Genomic DNA, 25,331 nt, shown 5'->3' with positions numbered 1-25,331 from the left:
TTTATAGATAAGTTGACTGACACTCAGCCATCGGGGGCAAGCCCCCTCCCACATGGGTCCTGTTGTGTTTTTTAAACCCTGAACTGATCCATCAACTTCATCTGCTGGCTGGCCAATGCGTTGAGTTGGCTGCTGACCGCCGCCGACTCGGTGGCCTGTTCGGTCAGGGTCTCGGTCACGCTGCGGATCGCCGAGACGTTGCGATTGACCTCTTCGGCCACCGCGCTCTGCTGCTCGGCGGCGCTGGCGATTTGCAGGTTCATGTCGCTGATTACCGTCACTGCGTCGCTGATCTTGCCCAGGGCCTGCACTGCCTGATGGATCTGCCCGGCGTTGCTCTGGGCCTGGTGCTGGCTGGAGTGCATGGTCGCCACCACTCCTCGGGTGCCGCTCTGGATGCGTTCGATCACCAGGCGGATTTCCTCGACCGAGTCCTGGGTGCGTTTGGCCAGGTTGCGCACTTCATCGGCTACCACCGCAAACCCTCGCCCGCTTTCCCCGGCACGTGCGGCTTCAATCGCGGCGTTCAAGGCCAGCAGGTTGGTCTGTTCGGCAATGCTGCGGATCACTTCCAGTACGGAACCGATCTGCTCGCTGTTGACGGCCAGGGCTTCGACTTCGCTCACGGCTTTGCTGACTTCTTCAGCGAGGGTGGTGATGTCGCGGGTACTTTGCTCGATGATCGACATGCCTTCACGCGCCGACTGGTCCGCCCCGCGTGCGGCACTGGCGGCATTCGAGGCGCTGTTGGCGACGTCATGGGCGGTGGCGCTCATTTCGTTGGAGGCGGTGGCCACTTGGTCGATTTCGCGGAATTGCACCTGCATGCCTTCGCTGGTCTGGCGTGCAATGGCCGAGAACTGGTCAGCCGTGCCGCGCGCTTCGGTGATGCTTTGCTTGATTTGCGCGATGGTCGGTTGCAGCTTGTCGAGGAAGCGGTTGAACCAGTTCACCAGTTCGCCCAGTTCATCTTTCTTGGCGTAGGCCAGACGCTGGGTCAGGTCACCGTCGCCGCTGGCGATGTCCTTGAGCATGGCGGCCACACTGTTGATCGGGCGGGTCACGCCGGTGGCGGTCAGCCAGACCAGCAGCAGGCCCAGCAAACCGGCAGCCGCCGCCACCAGCAAGGCCTTGAGCGTGCCGCTGGCCTGGGCGTCGTCGAGCAACGCTTGCAGCTTGACGTTATCGGCCAGCATCACGCTTTTGGGCAGCTTGATCACGATGCCCCAGGCTTTGGCGTCGGCAATCGGCTTGACCGGGTACACGGCGCGAATGGTCCCGTCCTGTTCGCGGATCATGCGGTTATCGCTGGCCAGCAGTTGCACGATTTCCTTGCCTTCGGCGCCAAGGGTATCGATCAGGTTCTTGCCGATCTTGGCCGGCTCGCCACTGTAGGCGGCAATCAGACCGGTGCTGGAGAGAATCTCCAGGTGGGCCGCACCGTTGAACAGGTCGTGCTGCGCGGCATCGGTGGCGGCTTGCAGGGTGTTGAGGGCGATGTCGACACCGACCACGCCGATCATTTTACCGTCCACGATCAGTGGCTGGGCGATGGTGGTCATCAGCATGGGTTTGCCGCCCACCGTATCTTCATACGGGTCCAGCAGGCACGTATTACGGGTGTCCCGTGGGCAGGTGTACCAGATGTTGTAGGGCGTACCGTTGAGGGTGAGGGTGGTCTTGTTCAGGTCATCCTCGACCATGATCGTGTTCAAGCCCTCGCCGCCGGCGCGGCTCCAGTAGCTGGAGAAGCGGCCTTTTTCGTTGGACACACGGGCCTTGTCATTGATGAATTCGCTGTCCTTGCCATCCAGGCCGTTGGGTTCGAACGACAGCCAGAAACCCAGCACCTTGTTGTTGCGCTCGAAGGCGGTTTTTACGCTCTGGTTGAGTTCCTCACGCAGGGCGCCGGCCTCAAGGGAGCGCTTGGTCCCGAGGTTGCGCAGGTCTTTGATCTGGTCGGCCAGGGCGGTCAGGGCCACCAGGCTATCGCCAAAGGTCTTCTGCAACTGTACCGCTTGCTCCCCGGCCTTGGCCTGCAGCAGTTGTTCCACGCTGGCAGTGAGCATTCGTGAGCTTGAATCGCTGACCAACTGATCGTTCTGGGTGGTGTTGTAGATATTGATACTGACGACCAGGGCAATCACCCCCAGCAGGCAAAGGCCGGACAACAGCACGATTTTCAGGCGGATGGAGAGGCTGATGAACATAGGCTTACTCGCGAATGAACGTGTTGGAGGGCAAGCAATTCAGGCCAATTCCATTCAGCGCTATGTCTGAAACATCGGCGTAACAAATCAATTCATGAGAGGTAGGCGATAAGCGGTAGGAAAACGGCTACAGTCGGCGTCACACGGGCTGTGCGAGCCGTTCGGGGCGTGACCAGATCCACAGGTTGCCCAGGCTCATCCCGGCGATTGCGAGGTAGACCGGCCAGCCGTGATCCAGCATCACCAGCATCAGCCCGGCGCACAGCAGCATGCTGACGGTGGCGCTGAACTTGGCCCGGCGCGTGATGATCTTGCCGTTGCGCCAGTTGAACAGGATCGGTCCGAACAGGCGGTGGTTTTCCAGCCAGGCACTCAGGCGTGGCGAGCTTTTGGTCGCGGCCCAGGCGGCCAGGAGGATGAATTCGGTGGTGGGCAAACCCGGCACGACAATCGCCACCAGCCCGATGCCCAGGCTGACGTAGGCCAGCAGGCCGAAGAGAATCTGCGCGATTTTCGAGGTGGATTGGGTTTTGCCGGTCATGGTGAAGCTTTTCTGGGGGAAGGTTTACAAAGAAGTCCGCACTGAAATGCGATCAACATGTGGGAGGGGGCTTGCCCCCGATGGCGGTGGGTCAGTTACCTATTTGTTGGCTGATGCACTGCTATCGGGGGCAAGCCCCCTCCCACATGTCGACCGCATTTCAATCTGGGGGATCAGGCCAGTTCAGGGGCGCTAGCGTACGCCTGTTCCAGCAGCACGGTGAAGCGCACAAACGCATCCACCGCGCCTTTTTCCGCTGCGGCGTCTTCTTCGGCGCTCAATTCGAGCGCGTCGAGGGTACGGGTGAAGCGCTTCCAGCCTTCGGCACGACCGCCGGCCGGCTCACCGAGGTGGCGAGCCCCGAAGGTTTCGCTCAGGCCCAAGCCCACGGCACGCTTGATCAGGAACGCCGCGCCCAGCTTGGAGCCTTCAGACACGAACAGCCAGCCCAGGGCTTCGGCCTTGCTCGGGTTGTTCACCGCGCCGGCAACCGGTGCAGGCACTTGCGTGTCCAGGTCGGCCAGGTCCAGCTTGGCCGCTTCGGCGCGGCAGCGTTCGGCCAGGTCGGGGATGATCTTGATCAGCGCGGCATCGTTGTACAGCGCCACCAGTTCCGACTGGAACAGGTACTGCGCGACCACGAAACGCGCGAAGTTGGCCTGGGATTCAAACGGTGCATGTGCCTTCACCAGCGCGTCGAGCCGGGTATGTGGCGCGTGGGTGATCTGGTTCAGGCGTTGGGAGCGCAGGCTTGGGCGTTCTGCGGTAGGAGAAGCGGTCATGAAAAAGTCCTTGAGAAGGGGAGCGCCTGTTGCCCTGAAGAGAGCTGTTATCAACTAGACGAACAAGAAGACGCGGCACAGTAAAAAATCCTCACCTCGTCGCTGACATTTCGACGAGGTGAGTCGGGTGTTGTCAGATATCCCAGATCACGTTGATCGCAAAGTTGCGACCGGGCTGGGTCAGGCGGTCGAGGTTGGCAGGGCCGGTCACCGCGGCTTCACCCACGCTGTCGTAGCTGCGCACGTCATCCCAGTTCCAGTACTTCTTGTCGGTGAGGTTGTAGAGGCCGCCATTGATGGTCACGTCGTTGGTGACTTTGTAGAAGGCGGTCAGGTCGACGACACCGAAACCAGGGGTCTTGAAGGGGCCGCTGGTGTCGCCGTCCGGTGCGTGGAAGGTACTGCTGTCGACGCGATCCTGCTTTTTCACCAGGGTCCAGCTCAGCAGGCCACCGTAGTTGTCCTGCTCGTAGCCCAGGCCGAATACGCCTTTGAGCGGGTTGACGCTGTTCAGCGGTTCGCCGTTATCGTCGTTGCGACCGTAGGCATAGGACACCGAACCTTGGGTGTACAGGCCCTGAGGTGCACCGAACGCATCCAGGTTCAGGCGGCCTTTGGCTTCCGCGCCCTTGATGGTGGCGCGCTTGATATTGATGGCCTGGAACTGTTCGAGGGTGCCGCCGACAACGGCGTTGTCTTCGTCGATGAAGTCGCGGTACTTGTTATAGAACGCGGTGATCTCGAAGGAACCCGCGTCGAACTTGCCGCGAATCCCGGTTTCGAGACCCTTGCTGGTTTCCGGCTTGAGGTCCGGGTTCGGCTCGACGGTGTAGCCCAGGTTCAGGTTTTCAAAGCGGCCGTACAGCGCCTTGGCGGAGGGTGTACGGAAACCTTCGGCATATTGGCCGAACCAGGTGTATTGATCGGTCAGGGCGTAGGTCAGGCCAAACTTGGGCGTCACGCGGTGCCAGGTCTTTTCCTGGTCGCTCACGGGGTCGGCCCCCGTGGGGTTTACGGTATTGAGGAACGCCTGGGTCAGCTTGGGCTTGAGCTGGGTGTAGTCGTAGCGCACGGCGGGCAGGAAGGTCCACCTGCCCCAGGTGACCTGGTCTTGTGCAAACAGCGAATAGGTGTTGATGGTCGGGTCCGGGAAGTCGCTGGATTTATTCACGCTGTCACTGGCCATTGGGCTGGGCGCGCCCACGGCCGTGCAACCACTGCCGACGACCAGGCAGGTGGCGCTGCCTTCGCGCGAGCCGGTGACTTTTTGCTGCTTGAGGGTGGTGCCATAGGTCACTTGGTGATCGGTCTCACCGAGGCTGAACGCTTTGTCCAACTGCGCGTCGAAAACCCACTGTTTTTCTTCGTAAAGCGTGTCGCGGGTGCGCAAGACGCGACGGCCCGATTGATAGATTTCGGCGGTGGTCTGGTCGGTCTTGGCGATCTGGTAGTTGAGGCTGGTCTTGATGCGGTCGGCAATCGGCGACTCAAGGGCAACGCTGTTTTCCAGGCCGAAACGTTCACGGGTAATGGTGTCGTTACCGCGACGATCACGGTAGAGGTTGAAGCCTCGGCCGCCGATGAACGGGCCGCCCACCGCGTTCTTCAGGTTGACGTCGCGATCATCCTTGTACTTCTCATACGTCACGCCCAGGCGGTTGTCATCGCCATAATTCCAGCCCAACTTGGCCAGCACGTTGGTGGTGCGCGCGTCCTCCGGGTTGGCGCCCGTGCGGGCCAGGCCGGTAGCGTTGTTGCCGTCGTAGGATTCGGTTTCATGGCCATTGCGCTGGCTCAGGTGCAACAGGCCGTCGAAGTCCTGCATACGGCCGGTGACCGTGGCGGAGGTCAGCCAGCTTTCGTCGGCGGAGCTGTAGCCGGTTTTCAGACGGGCGCCGACGTCCTGGCCGGGCTTGATGATGTCATCCGGGTCAAGGGTGAAGTAACTCACCGCGCCGCCGATGGCACTGCTGCCGTACAGGGCCGAGGCCGGTCCGCGCAGGATCTCCACGCGCTTGACGATTTCCGGGTCGACGTAGTTGCGACGGGTCTTGGCGTAGGGGCCGTTGAAGAAGTTGTCCGGCACTTCGACACCATCCACCTGGGTGAGGATGCGGTCGCCGTCGATGCCACGGATGTTGTAGCCCGCGTTGCCGGAACGGGTGCCTGCGCCGCCCACCGAGACGCCGGGCTCGTAGCGCGCCAGTTCGCGAATGGTGTTGACGTTCTGGCGGTCCAGCTCTTCGCGGCCATGCACGCTGACGGTGCTCGGTACGCTGTTGATGTCCTGCTCATTACGGGTGGCGCTGATGGTCACCTGTTGCAGATTCAACGTGCTGCCCGCCACGCGCTTTTCCAGCACGATGTTGTTATTGCCCAATTTGCGGTAGCTCAGGTTGGTCCCCACCAACAAGCGCTCCAGGGCTTTTTCCGGTGACAGCGCACCGTGTACGCCAGGGGACGATACACCCTGGCCCAGCTCCGCCGGCAGGCCGATTTGCCAGCCGGTCACGCTGGTGAAGGCATTCAGGGCCGAGACCAGCGGCTGCTGCTCAATGCTGAAACGGTAGTTGCCGTGGCTGCGGGCAACGGGCTCGGTGGTCGTGGCGGCCATCACGGGCGCACCGGCCAGCAGGATGGCGACGGTCAGCAAGGACAGCACGGGCGAAGAAGACCGGCGGTTGAAACGAGAGGACATCGAGAGCGCTCCGGAGGTACGAGTCTTATAGTTGCGAACCGCTCCAAATAGGAATCAGTTGCATTGGCTAAGACGAGACGTACTGCCGCAGGCTATCGAGTAAAAATAATTCTCATTTAGTTCAAGATCACCAGCGCCGGATATTCCGACAGCTTGGCTGAGGTGATGTGCGCCAGGGAACGCACCACGTCCAGCGGTTGGTCGAGGCGGTAATTGCCGGTGACGGCGATGCTGGCGAGCTTGTCGTTGGTGTTGACGATCCAGCCCGGGTAATAGCGGCGCAATTCGGCAAGCACTTCGCTCATCGGGCAGTTTTCGAAAATCAGCCGGCCCTGGACCCAGGCCAGGTCTTTGTTGGCATCGAGTTTGGCGGGCGGCCCAAAGCCCTTGGGGCCGATACGGATGCTTTCGCCCGCGCTCAAGCGCACACGGGCGTCGTCGAAGGTAGTGCTCAGGTCGACATCGCCGCGCTGCACTTGCACCTGGGCTTCGCCATTGAGGTAGCGCACGGCGAAGGCCGTGTCGCGCACGCTGGCGCGGACGGGGCCGGCGTCGATTTCCAGGGGCAGGCCGCGGCTGGGTAGCACTTCGAAAAACGCCTCGCCCTGGTACAGGCGGGCGATGCGCTGATGGTCCTCGATGCGGCTGGAAAACGCCGAATTGGTATTCAGCAGTACTTTCGACCCATCGTCCAATTGCAGGCGCTGGCGCTCACCTACCACGGTGAGATGGTCCGCCTGCAGGCGCACGGGCAGGTTGCTGAAACTGAACAACCCCAGCAGCAACACGGCAGCGGTGGCCAAGGGTTTCCAATGCGGCTGCAGGCGACGCCAGGCGCTGGGTTTGCGTGGCGCCGCCAGGGCCACCGCGGCACTGTGTACGGGAGCGCCACCCCAGGCAGCCTGCGCCTTCCCGAACGCGTGGACGTGCGCCGGGTCGCGGGCCAGCCACGCTTCAAACTCGGCCTGCTGCCCGGCCCGCGGGCACTGCAAGGCGATCAGCCAGTCCAGTGCCTGGTCCATAGCCGGGTCTTGCAACACCTCATCCGCCAGCTCATGGGGGCGCAGGTTATTCGGGTCCATCACGGTGTGCCTCGGGTCTTCGCCACGTTTTGTTTATCTTTTCTACAGCCTTGGTCGACATTTCTGTCGGATGAAGCTTAAGGCTGATCCAGCCGTTCGGCCACACCTACGCAGATGGCCATGATCAATTTCAGTTCCTTTTGCACGGTGCTCAAGGACACGTTCAACTGATCGGCAATCTCCTGGTAGCTGCAACCGTGCAGGCGGCTGAGGATGAAAATCTGCTGCTGGCGCGCGCTCAACCGGCCAAGGCTGACACTCAAGTGTTCGAGCAATTGTTCGGCCTGGGTGGCGTCTTCGGGGGTGCTGATGGGGGCAGCGACGCTTTGCAGGATGTCCAGTGGCACATCTTCCTGCAGCGTGCGGGCCTGGACCCTGCGCGAGCGCAAGTGATCCAGCGCCAGGTTACGGGCGGTCTGGTAGACGAAGGGTTCAAGGTGGTCGATCGGCCGCTCGCTCAGGGCCCGGGTGACGCGCAGGTAGGTTTCCTGCACCAGGTCTTCGGCGGTGCTGGGGTTATTCACCATCCGCTGCAAGGTGCGTAGCAGAATCAGCCGTTGGCTGAGAAAGACATGGTTGAAGCGAGATAGGCTCACAGTGATACCTGACCGATTGGCAGTTAATGATAATGCTTATCATCAATGCAAATGGCAAGTGGCACTTTGCTGCAACACGGTGAACTCGGCAGACGCGCGCTTTTGTGGCGAGCGGGCTTGCCCCGCGTTGGGCTGCGTAGCAGCCCCAAAAACTGCCGCCGCGTTTTGCCTGGAAAAACGCGGTGTTCTTATTAGGGCTGCTACGCAGCCCAACGCGGGGCAAGCCCGCTCGCCACAACAAGCCCGCTTGCCGCAATAAGCCTGCTTGCCGCATAAGCCCGCTTGCCACAGTAAGCCTGCTCACCAAAATAAGCCCGCTCGCCACAACAAGCCCCGCCTGAACACAGGCGTTATTCGGCGTTGCACAGCGCCAGGCAGTTATCCAGCATGCGGTTGGAGAAGCCCCATTCGTTGTCGTACCAGGCCAGCACCTTCAGCAATTTGCCGCTGACCTTGGTGTGATTGGCGTCGAAGATCGACGACAACGGGTTATGGTTGAAGTCACTGGATACCAGCGGCAGGGTGTTGTAGCCGAGGATTTTCGAGTGCTGGCTGGCTTCCTTGAGCAGCGCGTTGACTTCTTCCGCGCTGGCTTCTTTCTTCAGTTGTACGGTGAGGTCCACCAGCGACACGTTGATCACGGGTACCCGCACGGCCATGCCGGTCAGTTTGCCCGCCAGTTCCGGCAGTACCAGGCCAACCGCTTCGGCGGCGCCGGTCTTGCTCGGGATCATGTTCTGGGTGGCCGAACGCGCCCGGTACGGGTCGGTATGGTAGACGTCGGTCAGGTTCTGGTCGTTGGTGTAGGCGTGAATCGTGGTCATCAAGCCGCTTTCGATGCCCAGCTCGCGATGCAGCACTTGGGCCACCGGCGCCAGGCAGTTGGTGGTGCAGGAGGCGTTGGAGATGATCTGGTGGGATTGACGCAGAATGTCATGGTTCACGCCGTAGACCACGGTAGCGTCCGCGCCCTTGGCCGGGGCCGAGATGATTACCTTGCGCGCGCCAGCGGTAATATGGGCGGCCGCCTTGTCGCGGTCGGTGAACAGGCCGGTGCATTCGAACACCACGTCGATCTTGTGCGCGGCCCATGGCAGGTCGGCCGGGTTGCGAATGGCACTGACGGCGATCCGGTCACCGTTGACGGTCAGGCTTTCCTGATCGTGGGCGACCTCTGCCTCGAAAGTACCGTGTACGGTGTCGTATTTGAGCAGGTGGGCATTGATCGAACTGTCGCCCAAATCATTGATGGCGACGATCTGCAAATCCTGGCGGTAGCCTTGGGTATACAGTGCGCGCAGGACATTGCGGCCGATACGGCCAAAACCATTGATTGCGATTCGAAGAGTCATTGGAAAGTGCCTGTCGTCGATTTGTTGTAAGAATTACAAGATTATTCGCATAAAAATAGAAAACAAGCCTTTTTAGTGGCAATATTTTGTTCAATCTACAACGAGTGACCTGAATCAACTGGTCCGATGATTTAAACGACTCCCTGCCATCCCATGTGCTGCGGGCGTTTGATCAGCATAGACACTCAGGTCGCCACATCCGTTAGCCTGGAGTTCTACACATGCATCCCCGCGTTCTTGAGGTCACCGAACGGCTTATCGCCCGCAGTCGTGCAACCCGTGAGGCATACCTTGCGCTCATTCGCGGCGCAGCCAGCGACGGCCCGATGCGCGGCAAGCTGCAATGCGCCAACTTTGCCCATGGCGTGGCCGGTTGCGGCACCGAAGATAAAAATAGCCTGCGCATGATGAACGCCGCCAACGTGGCAATTGTTTCGTCATATAACGACATGCTCTCGGCGCACCAGCCGTATGAACATTTCCCTGAACAGATCAAGAAAGCCCTGCGCGAAGTCGGCTCGGTCGGCCAGTTCGCCGGCGGCACCCCGGCCATGTGCGACGGCGTGACCCAAGGCGAGCCCGGCATGGAACTGAGCCTGCTCAGCCGTGAAGTGATCGCCATGTCCACGGCGGTAGCGCTGTCCCACAACATGTTCGACGCGGCGCTGATGCTGGGCATCTGCGACAAGATCGTGCCCGGCCTGATGATGGGCGCACTGCGCTATGGCCACCTGCCGATGATCTTCGTTCCTGGCGGGCCCATGCCGTCGGGCATCTCCAACAAGCAGAAAGCCGATGTGCGCCAGCGCTACGCCGAAGGCAAGGCCAGTCGCGAAGAGCTGCTGGAATCGGAGATGAAGTCCTACCACAGCCCTGGCACGTGCACTTTCTACGGCACTGCCAACACCAACCAGCTGTTGATGGAAGTGATGGGCCTGCACTTGCCCGGCGCCTCGTTCGTCAACCCGTACACGCCGCTGCGCGATGCGCTGACCCGCGAAGCCGCCCATCAGGTCACGCGCTTGACCAAGGCGAACGGCAACTTCACGCCAATCGGTGAGATCGTCGACGAGAAATCCATCGTCAACTCCATCGTCGCCCTCAACGCCACGGGCGGTTCCACCAACCACACCCTGCATATGCCGGCCATCGCCATGTCGGCGGGGATCATCCTGACCTGGCAAGACATGGCCGACCTCTCTGAGGTGGTGCCCACCCTGTCCCACGTGTATCCAAACGGCAAGGCCGACATCAACCACTTCCAGGCGGCGGGCGGCATGTCGTTCCTGATCCGCGAACTGCTGGAAGCCGGCCTGCTCCACGAAGACGTCAATACCGTGGCCGGCAAGGGCCTGAGCCGCTACACCCAGGAACCGTTCCTGGTCGACGGCGAGCTGATCTGGCGCGATGGCCCGATCGAAAGCCTCGATGAAGCCATCCTGCGCCCGGTGGCCCGTGCGTTCTCCCCGGAAGGCGGCTTGCGCGTGATGGAAGGCAACCTGGGCCGTGGCGTGATGAAAGTCTCCGCCGTGGCGCCGGAGCACCAGATCGTCGAAGCTCCGGCGGTGGTGTTCCAGGACCAGCAGGACCTGGCCGATGCGTTCAAGGCCGGCCAGTTGGAAAAAGACTTCGTCGCGGTGATGCGCTTCCAGGGGCCACGCTCCAACGGCATGCCGGAACTGCACAAGATGACGCCGTTCCTTGGCGTATTGCAGGACCGTGGCTTCAAGGTGGCGTTGGTGACAGATGGGCGTATGTCGGGCGCGTCGGGTAAGATCCCCGCCGCGATTCATGTCAACCCCGAAGCCCAGAGCGGCGGGCCGCTGGCACGGGTGCGCGATGGCGATATCATTCGTGTGGATGGCGTGAAAGGCACCTTGGAGCTTAAGGTGGACGCCGAAGAATTTGCAGCGCGCGCGCCAGCCACGGGCCTGTTGGGCAATAACGTGGGGGCCGGTCGCGAGCTGTTTGCATTTATGCGCTTGGCCGCAAGCTCCGCAGAGCAAGGCGCCAGCGCCTTTACCTCTGCCCTGGAGACGCTTAAGTGAAGCTTGCGCTGGTCGGTGATATCGGGGGTACCAACGCCCGTTTTGCGTTGTGGCGGGATCAGGCCCTGCATTCGATTCGTGTGCATGCCACGGCGGATCACAAGAGCCCTGAAGACGCGATCAAGGTCTATCTCCAGGAAGAAGGCCTGGAAATCGGCGACATCGGTGCGGTGTGCCTGTCGGTGGCCGGTCCGGTGAGCGGGGATGAATTTAAATTCACCAACAATCACTGGCGTTTGAGCAAGACTGCGTTTTGCCGGGCTTTGCAGGTGGATGAGCTGTTGCTGGTGAATGATTTCTCGGCCATGGCCCTGGGCATGACCCGCCTTAAGCCCGACGAGTTCCGCGTGGTCTGCGAAGGCACGCCGGAGCCGTTGCGCCCGGCGGTGGTGATCGGCCCGGGCACCGGCCTGGGTGTCGGCACCTTGCTGGACTTGGGCGGCGGCCGTTGGGCCGCGTTGCCGGGGGAGGGCGGTCATGTCGACCTGCCCCTGAGCAGCCCGCGGGAAGCCCAGCTGTGGCAGCACATTTACAATGAGATCGGCCATGTCAGCGCCGAAAGCGTCTTGAGTGGCGCCGGTTTGCCGCGTCTGTACCGGGCGATCTGTGCCGTGGACGGCCACACCCCGGTGCTGGAAACTCCTGAAGCCGTGACGGCGGCAGGCCTGGCCGGCGACCCGGTGGCGATGGAAGTCTTGGATCAGTTCAGCATCTGGCTGGGCAGGGTCGCGGGTAACAACGTGCTGACCACGGGTGGTCGCGGTGGCGTCTACATCGTGGGCGGTGTGATACCGAGGTTTGCCGACTTCTTTATCCACAGCGGTTTTGCCAAAAGCTTCAGCGACAAAGGCTGCATGAGCGACTACTTCAAAGGTATTCCGGTGTGGTTGGTGACCGCGCCGTATTCCGGGTTGACCGGGGCTGGCGTCGCACTGGAACAGGCGTTTGCATAGGGACTGATGGCCTCATCGGGGCAAGCCCCTCCCACATTTGGAACGTATTCCAATGTAGGAGGGGTGGTGCGACGATTCGACTTGCCCCCGATGAGGCCATCAATAACACCCCCATAACAACAAGGAGGACCCCGTGAGCGTAATCAGTAAATCGATTCTCCTCGTCGATGACGACCAGGAAATCCGCGAATTGCTGCAAACCTACCTCAGTCGTGCCGGCTTCCAGGTGCGTGGCGTGCCGGATGGCGCGGGGTTCCGCCAGGCGATGAACGAAGCGCCGTGCGACCTGGTTATCCTTGATGTGATGCTGCCGGACGAAGACGGTTTCAGCCTTTGCCGCTGGATTCGCCAGCACCCGCGCCAGGCGCAGGTGCCCATCATTATGCTCACGGCCAGTTCCGACGAAGCCGACCGCGTGATCGGCCTGGAGCTGGGCGCCGATGACTACATCGGCAAACCCTTCAGCCCCCGCGAGTTGCAAGCGCGCATCAAGGCCCTGTTGCGCCGCTGCCAGTTTGGCCAGGAGCGCAGCGGCAATGGCGACGTGCTGGTGTTCGATGAATGGCGCCTGGACATGATCAGCCACCGCCTGTTTCATGTGGACGGTGAAGAGGTGATTCTCTCCGGTGCCGACTTTGCCTTGCTCAAGTTGTTTCTCGATCACCCGCAACAGATCCTCGACCGCGACACCATCGGCAACGCCACCCGTGGCCGTGACCTGATGCCGCTGGACCGCATCGTCGACATGGCCGTCAGCCGCCTGCGCCAACGCCTGCGCGATACCGAAAAACCCCCGAGGCTGATCCGCACTGTGCGTGGCAGCGGTTATCAACTGGCAGCCAGCGTGGTTGCCGGCAATGCCCACTGAACACCTGACCGAGCGTCGCCGGCGCTTCCCGGTACCGCGTTCGTTGCTGGGGCGCATGCTGCTGCTGACTTTGCTCGCGGTGTTGTTCGCCCAGGCGCTGTCCAGCGTGATCTGGGTTTCGCAATTGCGCGCCACCCAGCTCGAAGGCTTGGTCACCAGCGCCCGCAGCCTGGCGCACTCGATGACCGCGAGCGTGAGTTATTTCCGTTCGCTGCCGGTGGCTTACCGCCCCTTGGTGCTCGACCAGTTGCGCAGCATGGGCGGCACCCGGTTTGTGGTCACCCTCAACGATCGCCCGCTGGACATGGCGATATTGCCGCAGACCCCGCGCAAGCAAGCGGTGCTGGAAGCGGTCGACGAAGTGCTGCGCCAGACCCTGGGCGCCGACGTGCATATCTCGGTGGAGTTCGTCAGCGCCGAAGACCTGCGCATCTTCAACGCCGGTTTGAAGCTCGATGAACTGCCCCGCTCCTGGGCGCATTACGCGCTGACCCTGGAGCCGGTGAATCCACCGGTACTGGTCACCCAGATCCAACTCGCCCCCGGCGAATGGTTGTACATTGCGTCGCTGTTGCCCGAGCCCTACACCAGTCTCGAAGAACAGGGCCTGCCGTCTCAGCAGGTGTGGTTTATCGTGCTGACCAGTGGCTTTTTACTGCTGTTCATCGGCCTGCTGGTGCACTGGCAGAGCCGGCCGCTCAAGCGCCTGGCACGGGCGGCGCGGGATATGTCCCTGGGCGCCGACGTGGAGCCGGTGGCCGAAGGCGGCGGCAGTGAAGTGGTGGAGGTAGGCCGTGCGTTCAACGCCATGCGCGAACGCATCAGCCGTTACCTGACCGAACGCAGCCAGTTGTTCAGCGCCATTTCCCACGACCTGCGCACGCCAATTACCCGCCTGCGCCTGCGGGTTGAATTGCTTGAAGATGAGAACCTGCAAACCAAGTTCGGCCGCGACCTGGATGAGTTGGAGTTGCTGGTCAAAGGCGCGCTGCAATGTGTGAAAGACACCGACATCCACGAAAACATCGAACCGGTGGACCTCAATCATGTGCTCGAATGCCTGGTGGAGCCGTATGTGGCGCCCAACGGCAACGGCCGCGTCACGTTGGACGGCTATGCCTTGGCGCCTTACCCGGGTAAGCCGCTGGCGCTCAAGCGCTGCATCGGCAACCTGATCGACAATGCCTTGAAGTATGGGCAGAACGCGCATTTGCACATCGAGGACGATGGCGCGGAATTTATCCTGCACGTGGATGACGAAGGTCCCGGCGTACCGGAACAGCGTCTGGAGCAAGTCTTCGAACCGCACTTCCGCCTTGCCGGCCAGCAGCAGGGCTACGGCTTGGGCCTGGGCATTGCGCGCAATATCGCCCATAGCCATGGCGGCGAGGTGAGTTTGCAGAACTTGCGCGAAGGCGGCTTGCGAGTCACGTTACAACTCCCCCGAACCCTGGATTAGCAAACAGCGCCGATCAAATGTGGGAGGGAGCAAGCCCCTCCCACATTTTGATCTTCATTGGCTCAGACGCTCTGGCGCAGTCTTGCCAAATCCCTCAGCGGCGGCGCCCCAAACAACCGGCTGTACTCCCGGCTGAACTGCGACGGGCTTTCATACCCCACCCGATACCCGGCCGCCGACGCTTCCAGCCCTTCGGCGATCATCAGGCGCCGGGCCTCCTGCAAGCGCAACTGTTTCTGGTATTGCAGCGGGCTCATGGCGGTGATTGCCTTGAAGCGGTGGTGCAAGGTCGAGACGCTCAGGTTCACTTCCTTGGCCAAGTCATCAATGCGCAGCGGTTGTTCGTAATTGCCGTTGAGCCACTTGATCGCCTGGCTGACCCGATGGCTTTGGCTGTTGGCCACGGCAATTTCATACAACCGATAACCTTGCGGCCCACGCAGCAAGCGGTAGAGGATTTCACGGTTGATCAACGGCGCGAGCATGGCGATGTCTTTCGGGGTATCCAGCAGGCGCGCCAGGCGCAGCACGGCGTCGAGCAACTGGGGGTCGATGCGGTCCACATACATCCCGCGCGATGTCGGACGCGTGGGCACGCCCATGGGGCCGGCTTCGGCGATCAAGGCCGTGAGCTGCGCCGGGTCGATATTGATGCGCACCGACAGGTTCGGATCTTCCGGCGTGGCATCGATGATCCGCCCGGCCACCGGCATCGCCACCGAGAACACCAGGTAGTTGAGCGGGTCGTAGGCAAAGATTTCGTCGGCCAGGCGCACTTCCTTGCTGCCGTTGGCGAGGATGCACAACGCCGGTTCCACCAGCACCGGCATGAAGTCACGCGGCGTGTTGTGGCGGTTCAAGAACAGTGACGTAATCGCCGTGCCATAGGAGCCGTCTTCCCAGGTATGACGATGCACGATACTCGCCAGCTCGGCGCGCTGTTTTTCCGTCTCGGCATCGAGGGGCATGGACTGATGTTCTGGCGACGACATGAGGCGTCCTCTGCATGCTTTTTTGATGGGCTCAGCTTAGCGGCCGCTTTTCAAACAGTGTTACGACGATTCTGCACAATCCTTGCCTGATCCTGCGACCTTTCGTGAATCAGGCAAGCGTAGGGGCTGTCATCTCCCTGAAACAAGGCGTTTGCCCACGGAATAAACCGGCGGGCCGAGCGTCCTTCTCTACGCTTTTCGCAGGATTGTGCAATAAGCCGGCAGGAATCGACTAACCGCGCTCACCATTGCGCCGCTATCTTTGATCCTGTGGCAACACACCCTCACAGTGCTTGCCGAGCATCACTTCTCAACGGGAGAGTCGAATATGTCCACCCCCATTCCCGCGAGCCATATGGCCTTTATCCGCGCCCGCAGCGGGTGCAGCACCGAACTCGGTGCACGCTTGAGCAGTTTGATCGAACCGGGCCGCCAGGCTCAGGGTTGCTTGCAATTTTCGTTGCAGCATTCCCAGGTCGACCCCGATGTCTGGTTGGTCTCCGGCTTCTGGAGCAGCGAGCAGGCAATGAGCGCTTACTTCAGTTCGCCGGCCCTGATGCTCTTCACCGAATTGTTGAACGACATGGTGGTGCGCAGCATGGACTTCCAGACCTTCACCGATGCATCCGCCGCCAACGCCTACGGTGAGTACCTGCAACTGGCCGGTTAATGGTTAGAATGGCCAACTTTTCCATTGGCCAGGACCTGCAACATGGCACGTAAACAATTTGCCCACCACGAAGCCGTTTCCGCCGTAGTACCGGGTGAAGGGGCCTACAGCGCTGCCGTCGCCGTCAAGGCACTGGATGGCATGGGCGCCCCGAAATTTCACAAGATCCTGGATGGGCAGACGTTCAAGACGGCCTCCGACGCCGATGATGCGGCCACCGTGCAGCTTGAGCGGTTGATCGATGTTGATGAAGAGGGTCAACTGACCTGGGCGAGCGCCGCCAGCTGAACAACGCCGACAATCTAATGTGGGAGGGGGCTTGCCCCCGATAGCAGTGTGACAGTCAACAAAGATGTTGAATGTGCCATTGCCATCGGGGCAAGCCCCCCCCTTTTTTTGACTGTATTTCAGTCAGGGTTTGGTGGCGCCTGGGCGATACATCTTGAACAGCGCCTCAGGGCCCAATTGGAAGTAATCCGCCGGGCCGCCGCCCCGCAGGATCGGCTCGGCGGCGGCGGTGTCGTAGATCCCGTCCTTGAGCAGCCACTTGGCAATGTGCACCGCGACCACCTCGCCCAGCACCAGCCAGCTTGGCACTGGTTGCTTGTCCGCACGTTGCAGCTGGATGATCTGCGTGACCTTGCACTCGAACGATACCGGGCTCTCGCCCACCCGCGGAACGCTCACGATCTTCGAAGCCACCGGTGTCAGCCCGGACAACTCGAACTCGTTCACCTCTGGTCCTACCGCCGCGCAACTCTGGTTCATCTGCTCGGCCAACGGGCGGGTGGCCAGGTTCCAGACAAACTCGCCGGTCTGTTCGATATTGTTCAGGCTGTCTTTGCGCCCGACACTGGAAAAACCAATGATCGGCGGAATGTAGTTGAACGCGTTGAAGAAACTGTAGGGCGCCAGGTTCAGGCGGCCGTCGCTGTCGTGTGAGGAGATCCAGCCAATCGGCCGTGGACCGACGATGGCATTGAACGGGTCATGGGGCAGGCCGTGGCCGTTGGCGGGTTCGTAGAAATAGATATCGTCAGGCATGGCCGGGGTTCCTGCTGCGGGGTTCGGGAAGGTAGCCATAGTGCAATTCACGGCAGTGAATTTCCATTGGCCCTATGGAATTTTCATTCAACGCCCACCTATTTTTCACAGCGCCCCGTTCAGTCTGCGCGCAACGTCGACACCCCCTATAAGTCGGCTATTTGACAGACTGAAGCTTCGGAGCCTTGCCCCCCAATGAACAAACTTCCTCAGATCACCCTGGCGTTCTGGGTCATGAAAATCTGCGCAACCACCCTGGGCGAAACCGCCGGGGACTTGCTGTCGATGACCCTGAACGTTGGCTACGCCATCAGCTCGATGATCCTGATCAGCGTGTTCCTGGTTACCCTGGTGACGCAACTCTGGTCGAAAGCCTACAACCCGGTGCTGTACTGGATTGTGATCCTGTCCACCAGCACTGCCGGCACCACCATGTCGGACTTCATGGACCGCAGCCTGGGCCTGGGTTATGCCACGGGGTCGATGATCCTGATCGTGATTTTGATGATCATCTTTGCGTTGTGGCACCTCAGTGGCGACTCGCTGAACGTGAACAAGGTGCAGACCTTCCGGGGAGAGTTGTTCTACTGGATGGCGATCCTGTTCTCCAACACCCTGGGGACCGCGCTGGGCGACTTCCTGGCGGATGATTCCGGGCTCGGCTTCGCCGGTGGCGCGTTGTTGATTGGCTCCACCATCGCAGCGGTGGTGGCGCTCAAGTACTTCACGCGGATTTCGTCGGTGTTGTTGTTCTGGGTGGCCTTCGTGCTGACTCGGCCATTTGGTGCGACCCTGGGCGATTTCCTGACCAAGCCCCACGAAAAGGGCGGGTTGGACTTCGGCACCATCGGTTCGTCGGCGGTGTTGGCGGCGGTGCTGGTGGTGATGATTGTCGGGGCGTCGTACGCACAGCGGCGCTATGTGCGGCGCGAAGTGGCAGAGTTGTCCTGATGCCAAATGTGGGAGGGAGCAAGCCCCCTCCCACATTTTCTACTGCATCCAGCGGTTAGTCCGTGGTAATCCGCGAATGCTTGCGGGTGTCCTTCATGGTCACATAGACCGCCAGAGACACCGCGATACAGGCCGTCACGTACCAGTAATAACCGGTTTCCATGCCAATGCTCTTGAACCACAGCGCGATGTATTCAGCGGTACCGCCGAAGATCGACACGGTCAGTGCATACGGCAGGCCCACGCCCAGCGCGCGGATTTCAGTCGGGAACAGCTCGGCCTTCACCACCGCGTTGATCGAGGTGTAGCCGCTGACGATGATCAGCGCCGCCATGATCAGGAAGAACGCGCCCCACCAGGTCTGGATGGTGTGCAGGGTGGTGAGGATCGGCACGGTGAACAGGGTGCCGAGGATACCGAATGCGATCAGGATCGGCCGACGGCCGATCTTGTCCGACAGCCCACCGACCAGGGGTTGCAGGCACATGAACAGAAACAGTGTGGCCGCCGAGATGGTGGTGGAGTCGGAGATGCTCATGCCGACGGTGTTCACCAGGTACTTCTGCATGTAGGTGGTGTAGGTGTAGAAGGCCAGGGTACCGCCCATGGTCAGGCCGACCACGGTCATCAGTTCCTTGGGGTGGCGCATCAAGGTGCGCATTGCGCTTTCCTTGGCTTTTTCCTTCTTGGTGAACGACTCGGTTTCTTCCATGCCACGACGCAGGTACAGCGCCACGACCGCGCACAGGGCGCCGATGGCGAACGGGATGCGCCAGCCCCAGGCATACAACTGCTCGGTGGTCAGCAATTGTTGCAGCACGATCAGTACGGCCAGAGCGATGAGCTGGCCAGAGATCAGGGTCACGTATTGGAAGCTGGAGTAGAAACCACGACGCTCCTTGGTTGCCATCTCGCTGAGGTAGGTGGCGGAGGTGCCGTATTCGCCCCCGACCGACAGGCCCTGCAGCAAACGGGCAAATACCAGCAGGATCGGCGCGCCGATACCGATGACTTCATAGCTCGGGCTCAGGGCAATCAGCAGCGAGCCGAAACACATCAGGTACACCGAGGCCATCAAGGCCTTTTTACGCCCCACTTTGTCGGCGTACAGGCCCATCAGCCAGCCGCCGATCGGGCGCATCAGGAAGCCCACGGCGAAGATCGCGGCGGTATTGAGCAGTTGGGCGGTGGTGTCGCCTTTCGGGAAAAAGGTTTTTGCGAAGTACAACGAGAAAGCGGCGTAGACGTACCAGTCGTACCACTCGACCATGTTGCCGACAGAGCCGCTGAAAATCGACTTGATCCGGCTGGAAGTGGTGCGCTCTTTTGTCGGCGCGGCCGCCGACCCCAGAGGCAGGGCGTTGGAGTTATCCATTGAAGGATCCTTCATCTAGTTGTTTTTATGGAGCGGCGTGAGCAAAGCGAACGCAGCCTGGTTCGAGCTATAGCAGGAGCTGTGCCAGCTGGATGAACGCCCGGTCTAGAGGGTTTTGGCGGATTTTTTGAGCGGAAAGTCGCTGATGGTTTTAAGGGGGGTGAGCGGAAATCCGCTTATCGCTGCAGGCCTCATCGGGGGCAAGCCCCCTCCCACACTTGAGCGTGTTCACAGATCAAAATGTGGTAGGGGGCTTGCCCCGATAGCGGCCTGCGAGTCAACACAAGGATTCGCCTAGAGAAACATCTCCCGCACCAACCCATGGCGCTGCATCTTTTCATTGAAGGTACGGCGCGGCAGTTGCAACTCGGCCAGCACCGCCTTGATATCGCCCTTGTGCCGCGCCAGCGCGGCTTTCAGGCAGTGCGCCTCGAACGCCTCCTGCTGCGCCGCCAGCGATTGCCCGACCTCGATGCCCTCGGGTTCCGGATCGCCCAGCCCCAGGACCTGACGTTCGGCGACGTTGGCCAGTTCGCGCACATTGCCCGGCCAGTCATGGCTGAGCAGGCGTCCCAGTTGCGGGCCGCTCAATGGCTCGGCACTGCGGCCCAGGCGTTCGGCGGCGCTCTGGGCAAAGTGCTCGTACAGCAAGGGAATATCTTCGCGGCGCTCACGCAGCGGTGGCAGGCGCAGTTGTGCGACGTTCAACCGGTAGGCCAGGTCTTCGCGAAAGCGCCCGGCGCGAGCCTCTTCCAGCAGGTCCGGCTTGGTGGCGGCGATGATGCGCAAATCGACGTGGATGCTTTGGTTGGAGCCGAGCCGCTCCAGCTTTTGCTCCTGCAGCACCCGTAGCAATTTCACTTGCTGGGCCAGGGGCATGCTTTCGATTTCATCCAGGAACAGGGTGCCGCCGTGGGCGTATTCCAGCTTGCCGATGCGCTTGCCCTGGGCGCCGGTGAATGCACCGCTTTCGTGGCCGAACAACTCGGCTTCAAACAGCTGCTCTGGGATCGCCGCGCAATTGAGCGCCACAAACGGCTTCTTCGCCCGAGGACCAAAATCATGCAGGCAGCGGGCGACCATTTCCTTGCCGCTACCGGTTTCGCCACGGATCAGCACATTGACCGGCAACGTCGCCAGGTCCAGCACCTGGCGTCGCAGGTTTTGCAAACTTCGGGACACCCCCAGCAGGCTGTTCTCCAGTTTCTCCCGGTGGTCGGCCTGTTGATGCAGGCGACGGTTTTCGAGAATCAGCCCACGTTTGTCCAGCGCGCGGCGCAGGCTGTTGAGCAGCGCATCGGGGCTGAAGGGTTTTTCCAGGAAATCGTAGGCACCGTCGCGCATCGCTTCGACGGCCATCGGTACGTCGCCATGGCCAGTGAGCAATATCACCGGCAAGTCGGCATCACGGCGCTGCACTTCGGCCAGCAGCTCCAGGCCGCTGAGCCCGGGCATGCGCACGTCGCTCAGAATCACCCCGGGAAAATCCTTGGGCAACTGCGCCAGGCACGTTTCGGCACGGCTGAAAAGCTGCACTTCAAATCCCGACAGGCTCAACCATTGCTCGACGGCCGTGCGAATGCTGGTTTCGTCATCGACCACAATCACCGCATTCAACATAGGTCGGGTGTCTCCAGTGCGATAGGCAGGGTCAGGGTGAAGACGGCGCCGTCGCCACGGTTGCCGGCGATCAGGCGCCCGCCCAGTTCGTGCACGATAGCGTAGGAAACCGCCAACCCCAACCCGAGGCCGTCTCCCACCGGCTTGGTGGTGAAGAAGGGGTCGAACACGCTGTTCAGGTGTTCTTCGGCAATGCCGCCACCGCTGTCGCTGACGGTCAGTCGCCACAGCTGCTCATCAGCGTGCAGGTGGATTTCGAGGCGTTTGCGCGGCTTGTTCGCCATCGCATCCAGGGCATTGCGCAGCAGGTTGATCAGTACCTGTTCCAAGCGGATCGCATCGCCGCGTACCCAGGCGGGGCGGGTCAGGTCCAGCAGGGTGCCGATGCCTTCATCGCGCAGGCGCGCGTCGAGCAACTGCAGAGACTGATCGACTACGGTGGCCAGGTCCAGGCGTTCGCGCAGGCCGCTGGGGCTCTTGCGCGCGAAGGTCTTGAGGTGGCCGGTCAGCGCGGCCATGCGTGTGAGCATATCGTCCAGTGGGGTCAGGGCCTTGTAGGCATCGTCTATACGGCCGTGGTCAAGCAGCAGGCGCAGGGTCGCCAATTGCATGCGCTGGGCGGTCAGCGGTTGGTTGATTTCATGGGCGAGGGCGGCAGACATCTGCCCCAGCGCCGCCAACTTGGCCGATTGCACCAGGCCGTCCTGAGCGGTGCGCAGCGCCTGGGTACGCTCCTCCACAAGCTGTTCGAGCTCTTCGCGGCTGCGCTGCCGCAAGCGGGCCAGGCGCCAGCGCTGGGTCAGGAACAGCACCAGGAACACCAGCGCCAGCCATGAGCCAGCGGCGGCCAGGCCGGCGTTGCGTTGGTCTTCAAAGGCGAATTGGGGCTTGCGCAGCAGGTGCAGGGTCCAGCCCTCGGCCTTCAGCGGCAAGGATTCCCAGATGTAGTTGGCGTTGCCGTCAGGTCCGTTGACTCGCATCAGGTGACTGTTGTCGTCGAAGCGTTGCAACGCCTGGGTTTCCAGGGGCTGCAATTGTTTTTTGTCGTATTGGCGGGTGGCCTTGAGTTCGGCCAGGTCGCTGGCCGACAGCGGGCTCAGGTTGCGATAACGCCAGCCGGGCTGGTTGGCGATAAACACGATACCGCGCGCGTCGCTGACCAGCAGCAGGTCATTGCCCTGGGCCCACTCGCGTTCAAGCTCGGGGAATTCCAGCTTGACCACCATGGCGCCGAGGAACTGCTCATGTTCATCGAGCACCGCACTGGAGAGGAAGTACCCCGGCACCCCGGTGGTCACCCCGACCGCATAAAAGCGCCCGGCGCCCTGGCTCTGGGTCTGGCTGAAGTAAGGCCGAAACGCGTAGTTGTGCCCGACATAACTGCTGGGCAGGTTCCAGTTACTGGCGGCCACGGCCAGGCCGGTGCGGTCCATCAACTCCAGGGTGGAAGACTGGGCGGCACCGTTGATGCGTTCCAGTTTGCGGTTGAGCATGTCCTGGGTGGTGGCATCCAGCGGACCTTTCAAGGCGCTGATCATTTCCGAGTCCAAGGCCAGTACGGCGGGCAGGGCGCGGTAGCGTTCGATCAAGGTGTGCAGGGAGTTGGCGTACAACGCGAGTTGCTGGTTGGCGCGGGCGGCATCGTCCACCAGGGCCACGCGTTCGGCGTGGCGCGTGGCCAGGGCCGCGGCCAGCAGTGCACCGGCGATGATGAGCAGGGAATAGAAGGTCAGGCGCAGTGGGCGAGGGATCACGATCATACGATGATGAACAGGCACAGTAAGGGGGAGCACCATAGCATGAGCTGCCTGGATCTTGTGGTGGGAGAGGCTACGGTGGCTAGAGGGCTTGTTGTGGCAAGCCCTAATGCCGTTCAGTTAAGCGTACATCGCCTTCTGTAGGAGCGAGCTTGCTCGCGAAAAACGTCAACGATAACGCGTGTTTCCTGAGTGAACGCGGCGCCTGTGAGTTCTTCGCGAGCAAGCTCGCTCCTACAAAAAAGCCTTAACTGAACGGCATTATGGCAAGCCCGCTTGCCACAGGACGCCTGGTCGCCCGTGACCGCCTCGATTGCCAAAGGGCAATCGGCAGTCAGAAAAAAAGGCGACCGGGCTTATCGCCGCAGTCGCCTTTATCCTTGCGGGGAAAGTGCTTACTGCACTTCCACCGCCAGGCTTTCACTGATCTTTTTCTGCCAGATGGCAGGACCGGTGATATGGACGGATTCGCCCTTGCTGTCCACCGCCACGGTGACCGGCATGTCTTTCACGTCGAACTCGTAGATCGCTTCCATGCCCAGTTCGGCGAAAGCCACCACACGCGACTTCTTGATGGCTTGCGCTACCAGGTAAGCAGCGCCGCCGACGGCCATCAGGTACACGGCCTTGTGGTCCTTGATCGCTTCGATGGCGGCCGGGCCGCGTTCGGATTTGCCGATCATGCCCAGCAGGCCGGTTTGCTCGAGGATCTGGCGGGTGAACTTATCCATCCGCGTTGCGGTGGTCGGGCCGGCAGGGCCAACCACTTCTTCGCGCACAGGATCAACCGGGCCGACGTAATAGATGAAGCGACCCTTGAGGTCCACCGGCAGGGCTTCGCCCTTGTTCAGCATCTCGACCATGCGCTTGTGCGCGGCGTCGCGACCGGTGAGCATCTTGCCGTTGAGCAACACGGTTTCGCCCGGCTTCCAGCTCTGCACGTCTTCCGGGGTCAGGGTGTCGAGGTTGACGCGACGGGCCGAAGGGCCGGCTTCCCAGACGATTTCCGGGTAGGCGTCCAGCGGTGGCGCCTCCAGCGATGCCGGGCCCGAACCGTCGAGCACGAAGTGCGCGTGACGGGTGGCGGCGCAGTTGGGGATCATGCACACCGGCAGCGAAGCGGCGTGGGTCGGGTAGTCCATGATCTTCACGTCGAGCACGGTGGTCAGGCCGCCCAGGCCCTGGGCGCCGATGCCCAGTTGGTTGACCTTCTCGAACAGCTCCAGGCGCATCTCTTCGATACGGTTGGACGGGCCGCGCTTTTTCAGCTCGTGGATGTCGATGGATTCCATCAACACTTCCTTGGCCATCACCGCGGCTTTCTCGGCGGTGCCGCCAATGCCGATGCCGAGCATGCCCGGTGGGCACCAGCCGGCGCCCATGGTCGGAACGGTCTTGAGCACCCAGTCGACGATCGAGTCGGACGGGTTGAGCATGGCCATCTTCGACTTGTTCTCGGAACCACCGCCTTTGGCCGCCACGTCCACTTCCACGGTGTTACCCGGGACGATGGAGTAGTGGATGACTGCGGGGGTGTTGTCCTTGGTGTTCTTGCGCGCGCCTGCCGGGTCGGCGAGGATCGATGCACGCAGGACGTTTTCCGGCAGGTTGTAGGCGCGACGCACACCTTCGTTGATCATGTCGTCCAGGCCCATGGTGGCGCCATCCCAACGTACATCCATGCCCACGCGCACGAACACGGTGACAATACCGGTGTCCTGGCAGATCGGGCGATGGCCGGTGGCGCACATGCGCGAGTTGATCAGGATCTGCGCGATGGAGTCGCGGGCCGCTGGCGATTCTTCGCGCAGATAGGCTTCGTGCATCGCTTGGATGAAGTCAACGGGGTGGTAGTAGGAAATGAATTGCAGGGCGTCGGCAACGCTCTGAATCAGGTCGTCTTGCTTGATCACGGTCATGAGTCGCGCTCCTCTATAAGGGAACATTCAATAAAGGTGGCTTCAGTGAAGTGCATCGGTCGGCTGAAACCACCTTTCCAAGGCGCGTCGCCAAGAAGAGCAGGTATTGTTGGCGCGACGCTAAAAAGGCGCGGCAGTATAACCCGGCGTGGTGGCCGATACACCCGACGATGGTCAAACTCTGTGGCAAGCCCGAATGCCTGTCAGTTAAGAGATAGAACGAGCAAACAGCAGCGGGCTTGTTGTGGCGAGCGGGCTTGCCCCGCGTTGGGCTGCGCAGCAGCCCCAATCAATCGGAATACGGAGTATCAGGCACTCCTCAGCGGCGGGTTCTGGGGCTGCTTCGCAGCCCAACGCGGGGCAAGCCCGCTCGCCACAGTTACAGTGTTCCTCCTTGGCTGACAGGCATTATGG

General features: G+C 61.4%; 20 protein-coding genes. 7 read left to right on the top strand and 13 right to left on the bottom strand.

Annotated features, from left to right (window positions below; all coding sequences use genetic code 11):
• Positions 1-71: 71 nt before the first annotated feature.
• The 7 genes from AB7933_RS32530 to gap all read right to left on the bottom strand — a co-directional run bounded on the left by AB7933_RS32530 (position 72) and on the right by gap (position 9,261).
• On the bottom strand, positions 72-2,210 hold the full coding sequence (locus tag AB7933_RS32530) for a methyl-accepting chemotaxis protein (protein WP_024077201.1): 2,139 nt from the start codon (positions 2,208-2,210) through the stop codon (positions 72-74).
• Between the two features lie 139 nt (positions 2,211-2,349).
• Positions 2,350-2,751 (bottom strand): YbaN family protein, encoded by a 402-nt coding sequence (locus AB7933_RS27540; RefSeq protein ID WP_024077200.1) that lies wholly within the window; start codon positions 2,749-2,751, stop codon positions 2,350-2,352.
• Positions 2,752-2,924: 173 nt separating this feature from the next.
• Positions 2,925-3,533, bottom strand: coding sequence for a biliverdin-producing heme oxygenase (locus AB7933_RS27535; RefSeq protein ID WP_024077199.1), 609 nt, complete (start codon positions 3,531-3,533; stop codon positions 2,925-2,927).
• Between the two features lie 133 nt (positions 3,534-3,666).
• Complete coding sequence (locus tag AB7933_RS27530) at positions 3,667-6,231, bottom strand: TonB-dependent receptor (protein ID WP_024077198.1); 2,565 nt, start codon at positions 6,229-6,231, stop codon at positions 3,667-3,669.
• 116 nt (positions 6,232-6,347) lie between these two features.
• Entirely contained in the window at positions 6,348-7,313 is a 966-nt protein-coding gene (locus AB7933_RS27525) for a FecR family protein (protein ID WP_051448906.1), read from the bottom strand.
• A gap of 77 nt (positions 7,314-7,390) precedes the next feature.
• Positions 7,391-7,909 carry an RNA polymerase sigma factor gene (locus tag AB7933_RS27520; RefSeq protein ID WP_024077196.1) on the bottom strand — a complete coding sequence of 173 codons (519 nt, stop codon included), beginning with the start codon at positions 7,907-7,909 and terminating at the stop codon, positions 7,391-7,393.
• A 350-nt stretch (positions 7,910-8,259) separates the two neighbouring features.
• Positions 8,260-9,261, bottom strand: coding sequence for a type I glyceraldehyde-3-phosphate dehydrogenase (gap, locus tag AB7933_RS27515; protein WP_024077195.1), 1,002 nt, complete (start codon positions 9,259-9,261; stop codon positions 8,260-8,262).
• A 221-nt stretch (positions 9,262-9,482) separates the two neighbouring features.
• Here gap and edd point away from each other — a divergent pair, with 221 nt between their 5' ends.
• The 4 genes from edd to AB7933_RS27495 all read left to right on the top strand — a co-directional run bounded on the left by edd (position 9,483) and on the right by AB7933_RS27495 (position 14,589).
• Entirely contained in the window at positions 9,483-11,309 is a 1,827-nt protein-coding gene (gene edd / locus AB7933_RS27510) for a phosphogluconate dehydratase (RefSeq protein ID WP_024077194.1), read from the top strand.
• Positions 11,306-12,262 (top strand): glucokinase, encoded by a 957-nt coding sequence (locus tag AB7933_RS27505; protein ID WP_024077193.1) that lies wholly within the window; start codon positions 11,306-11,308, stop codon positions 12,260-12,262. The genes edd and AB7933_RS27505 overlap by 4 nt, the downstream gene beginning before the upstream one ends.
• Before the next feature lie 133 nt (positions 12,263-12,395).
• Positions 12,396-13,130 (top strand): response regulator, encoded by a 735-nt coding sequence (locus AB7933_RS27500; RefSeq protein WP_024077192.1) that lies wholly within the window; start codon positions 12,396-12,398, stop codon positions 13,128-13,130.
• Positions 13,120-14,589 carry an ATP-binding protein gene (locus AB7933_RS27495; RefSeq protein WP_024077191.1) on the top strand — a complete coding sequence of 490 codons (1,470 nt, stop codon included), beginning with the start codon at positions 13,120-13,122 and terminating at the stop codon, positions 14,587-14,589. Before AB7933_RS27500 ends, AB7933_RS27495 begins: the two co-directional genes overlap by 11 nt.
• A 62-nt stretch (positions 14,590-14,651) precedes the next feature.
• Here the strand turns inward: AB7933_RS27495 and AB7933_RS27490 are convergent, their stop codons facing one another.
• Positions 14,652-15,581: an AraC family transcriptional regulator gene (locus AB7933_RS27490; RefSeq protein WP_024077190.1), complete on the bottom strand. Its 930-nt coding sequence runs from the start codon at positions 15,579-15,581 to the stop codon at positions 14,652-14,654.
• 328 nt (positions 15,582-15,909) lie between these two features.
• Here AB7933_RS27490 and AB7933_RS27485 point away from each other — a divergent pair, with 328 nt between their 5' ends.
• Both AB7933_RS27485 and AB7933_RS27480 read left to right on the top strand, forming a co-directional pair.
• Positions 15,910-16,251 (top strand): antibiotic biosynthesis monooxygenase family protein, encoded by a 342-nt coding sequence (locus AB7933_RS27485; protein WP_024077189.1) that lies wholly within the window; start codon positions 15,910-15,912, stop codon positions 16,249-16,251.
• A gap of 42 nt (positions 16,252-16,293) precedes the next feature.
• Complete coding sequence (locus AB7933_RS27480) at positions 16,294-16,539, top strand: hypothetical protein (RefSeq protein WP_024077188.1); 246 nt, start codon at positions 16,294-16,296, stop codon at positions 16,537-16,539.
• A gap of 123 nt (positions 16,540-16,662) precedes the next feature.
• Here AB7933_RS27480 and AB7933_RS27475 read toward each other — a convergent pair whose 3' ends face one another.
• Entirely contained in the window at positions 16,663-17,295 is a 633-nt protein-coding gene (locus tag AB7933_RS27475) for a flavin reductase family protein (protein ID WP_024077187.1), read from the bottom strand.
• Between the two features lie 195 nt (positions 17,296-17,490).
• Between AB7933_RS27475 and AB7933_RS27470 the strand changes: the two genes are divergently transcribed.
• Positions 17,491-18,246: a membrane protein gene (locus tag AB7933_RS27470; RefSeq protein ID WP_024077186.1), complete on the top strand. Its 756-nt coding sequence runs from the start codon at positions 17,491-17,493 to the stop codon at positions 18,244-18,246.
• Between the two features lie 55 nt (positions 18,247-18,301).
• Here the strand turns inward: AB7933_RS27470 and AB7933_RS27465 are convergent, their stop codons facing one another.
• The 4 genes from AB7933_RS27465 to AB7933_RS27450 form a co-directional block, all read right to left on the bottom strand.
• On the bottom strand, positions 18,302-19,621 hold the full coding sequence (locus AB7933_RS27465) for an MFS transporter (protein ID WP_024077185.1): 1,320 nt from the start codon (positions 19,619-19,621) through the stop codon (positions 18,302-18,304).
• A gap of 294 nt (positions 19,622-19,915) precedes the next feature.
• Positions 19,916-21,241, bottom strand: coding sequence for a sigma-54-dependent transcriptional regulator (locus AB7933_RS27460; protein ID WP_024077184.1), 1,326 nt, complete (start codon positions 21,239-21,241; stop codon positions 19,916-19,918).
• Positions 21,235-23,001 (bottom strand): ATP-binding protein, encoded by a 1,767-nt coding sequence (locus AB7933_RS27455; RefSeq protein WP_041161010.1) that lies wholly within the window; start codon positions 22,999-23,001, stop codon positions 21,235-21,237. The genes AB7933_RS27460 and AB7933_RS27455 overlap by 7 nt, the downstream gene beginning before the upstream one ends.
• Before the next feature lie 392 nt (positions 23,002-23,393).
• Positions 23,394-24,917 (bottom strand): fumarate hydratase, encoded by a 1,524-nt coding sequence (locus AB7933_RS27450; RefSeq protein ID WP_024077182.1) that lies wholly within the window; start codon positions 24,915-24,917, stop codon positions 23,394-23,396.
• Positions 24,918-25,331 lie beyond the last annotated feature (414 nt).

The sequence above is a fragment of the Pseudomonas gorinensis genome (assembly GCF_042015035.1).
Lineage (GTDB): Bacteria > Pseudomonadota > Gammaproteobacteria > Pseudomonadales > Pseudomonadaceae > Aquipseudomonas > Aquipseudomonas gorinensis.
The sequence above is the reverse complement of the archived record's forward strand: the minus strand, read 5'-3'. Positions and strand labels throughout refer to the sequence as shown.

What these genes read in the sequence shown, in the direction of transcription:
- AB7933_RS32530 (WP_024077201.1), bottom strand. Translation starts at nt 2,210, where the DNA reads ATGTTCATCAGCCTCTCCATCCGCCTGAAAATCGTGCTGTTGTCCGGC.
- AB7933_RS27540 (WP_024077200.1), bottom strand. Translation starts at nt 2,751, where the DNA reads ATGACCGGCAAAACCCAATCCACCTCGAAAATCGCGCAGATTCTCTTC.
- AB7933_RS27535 (WP_024077199.1), bottom strand. Translation starts at nt 3,533, where the DNA reads ATGACCGCTTCTCCTACCGCAGAACGCCCAAGCCTGCGCTCCCAACGC.
- AB7933_RS27530 (WP_024077198.1), bottom strand. Translation starts at nt 6,231, where the DNA reads ATGTCCTCTCGTTTCAACCGCCGGTCTTCTTCGCCCGTGCTGTCCTTG.
- AB7933_RS27525 (WP_051448906.1), bottom strand. Translation starts at nt 7,313, where the DNA reads ATGGACCCGAATAACCTGCGCCCCCATGAGCTGGCGGATGAGGTGTTG.
- gap (WP_024077195.1), bottom strand. Translation starts at nt 9,261, where the DNA reads ATGACTCTTCGAATCGCAATCAATGGTTTTGGCCGTATCGGCCGCAAT.
- edd (WP_024077194.1), top strand. Translation starts at nt 9,483, where the DNA reads ATGCATCCCCGCGTTCTTGAGGTCACCGAACGGCTTATCGCCCGCAGT.
- AB7933_RS27495 (WP_024077191.1), top strand. Translation starts at nt 13,120, where the DNA reads ATGCCCACTGAACACCTGACCGAGCGTCGCCGGCGCTTCCCGGTACCG.
- AB7933_RS27490 (WP_024077190.1), bottom strand. Translation starts at nt 15,581, where the DNA reads ATGTCGTCGCCAGAACATCAGTCCATGCCCCTCGATGCCGAGACGGAA.
- AB7933_RS27485 (WP_024077189.1), top strand. Translation starts at nt 15,910, where the DNA reads ATGTCCACCCCCATTCCCGCGAGCCATATGGCCTTTATCCGCGCCCGC.
- AB7933_RS27480 (WP_024077188.1), top strand. Translation starts at nt 16,294, where the DNA reads ATGGCACGTAAACAATTTGCCCACCACGAAGCCGTTTCCGCCGTAGTA.
- AB7933_RS27475 (WP_024077187.1), bottom strand. Translation starts at nt 17,295, where the DNA reads ATGCCTGACGATATCTATTTCTACGAACCCGCCAACGGCCACGGCCTG.
- AB7933_RS27470 (WP_024077186.1), top strand. Translation starts at nt 17,491, where the DNA reads ATGAACAAACTTCCTCAGATCACCCTGGCGTTCTGGGTCATGAAAATC.
- AB7933_RS27465 (WP_024077185.1), bottom strand. Translation starts at nt 19,621, where the DNA reads ATGGATAACTCCAACGCCCTGCCTCTGGGGTCGGCGGCCGCGCCGACA.
- AB7933_RS27460 (WP_024077184.1), bottom strand. Translation starts at nt 21,241, where the DNA reads ATGTTGAATGCGGTGATTGTGGTCGATGACGAAACCAGCATTCGCACG.
- AB7933_RS27455 (WP_041161010.1), bottom strand. Translation starts at nt 23,001, where the DNA reads ATGATCGTGATCCCTCGCCCACTGCGCCTGACCTTCTATTCCCTGCTC.
- AB7933_RS27450 (WP_024077182.1), bottom strand. Translation starts at nt 24,917, where the DNA reads ATGACCGTGATCAAGCAAGACGACCTGATTCAGAGCGTTGCCGACGCC.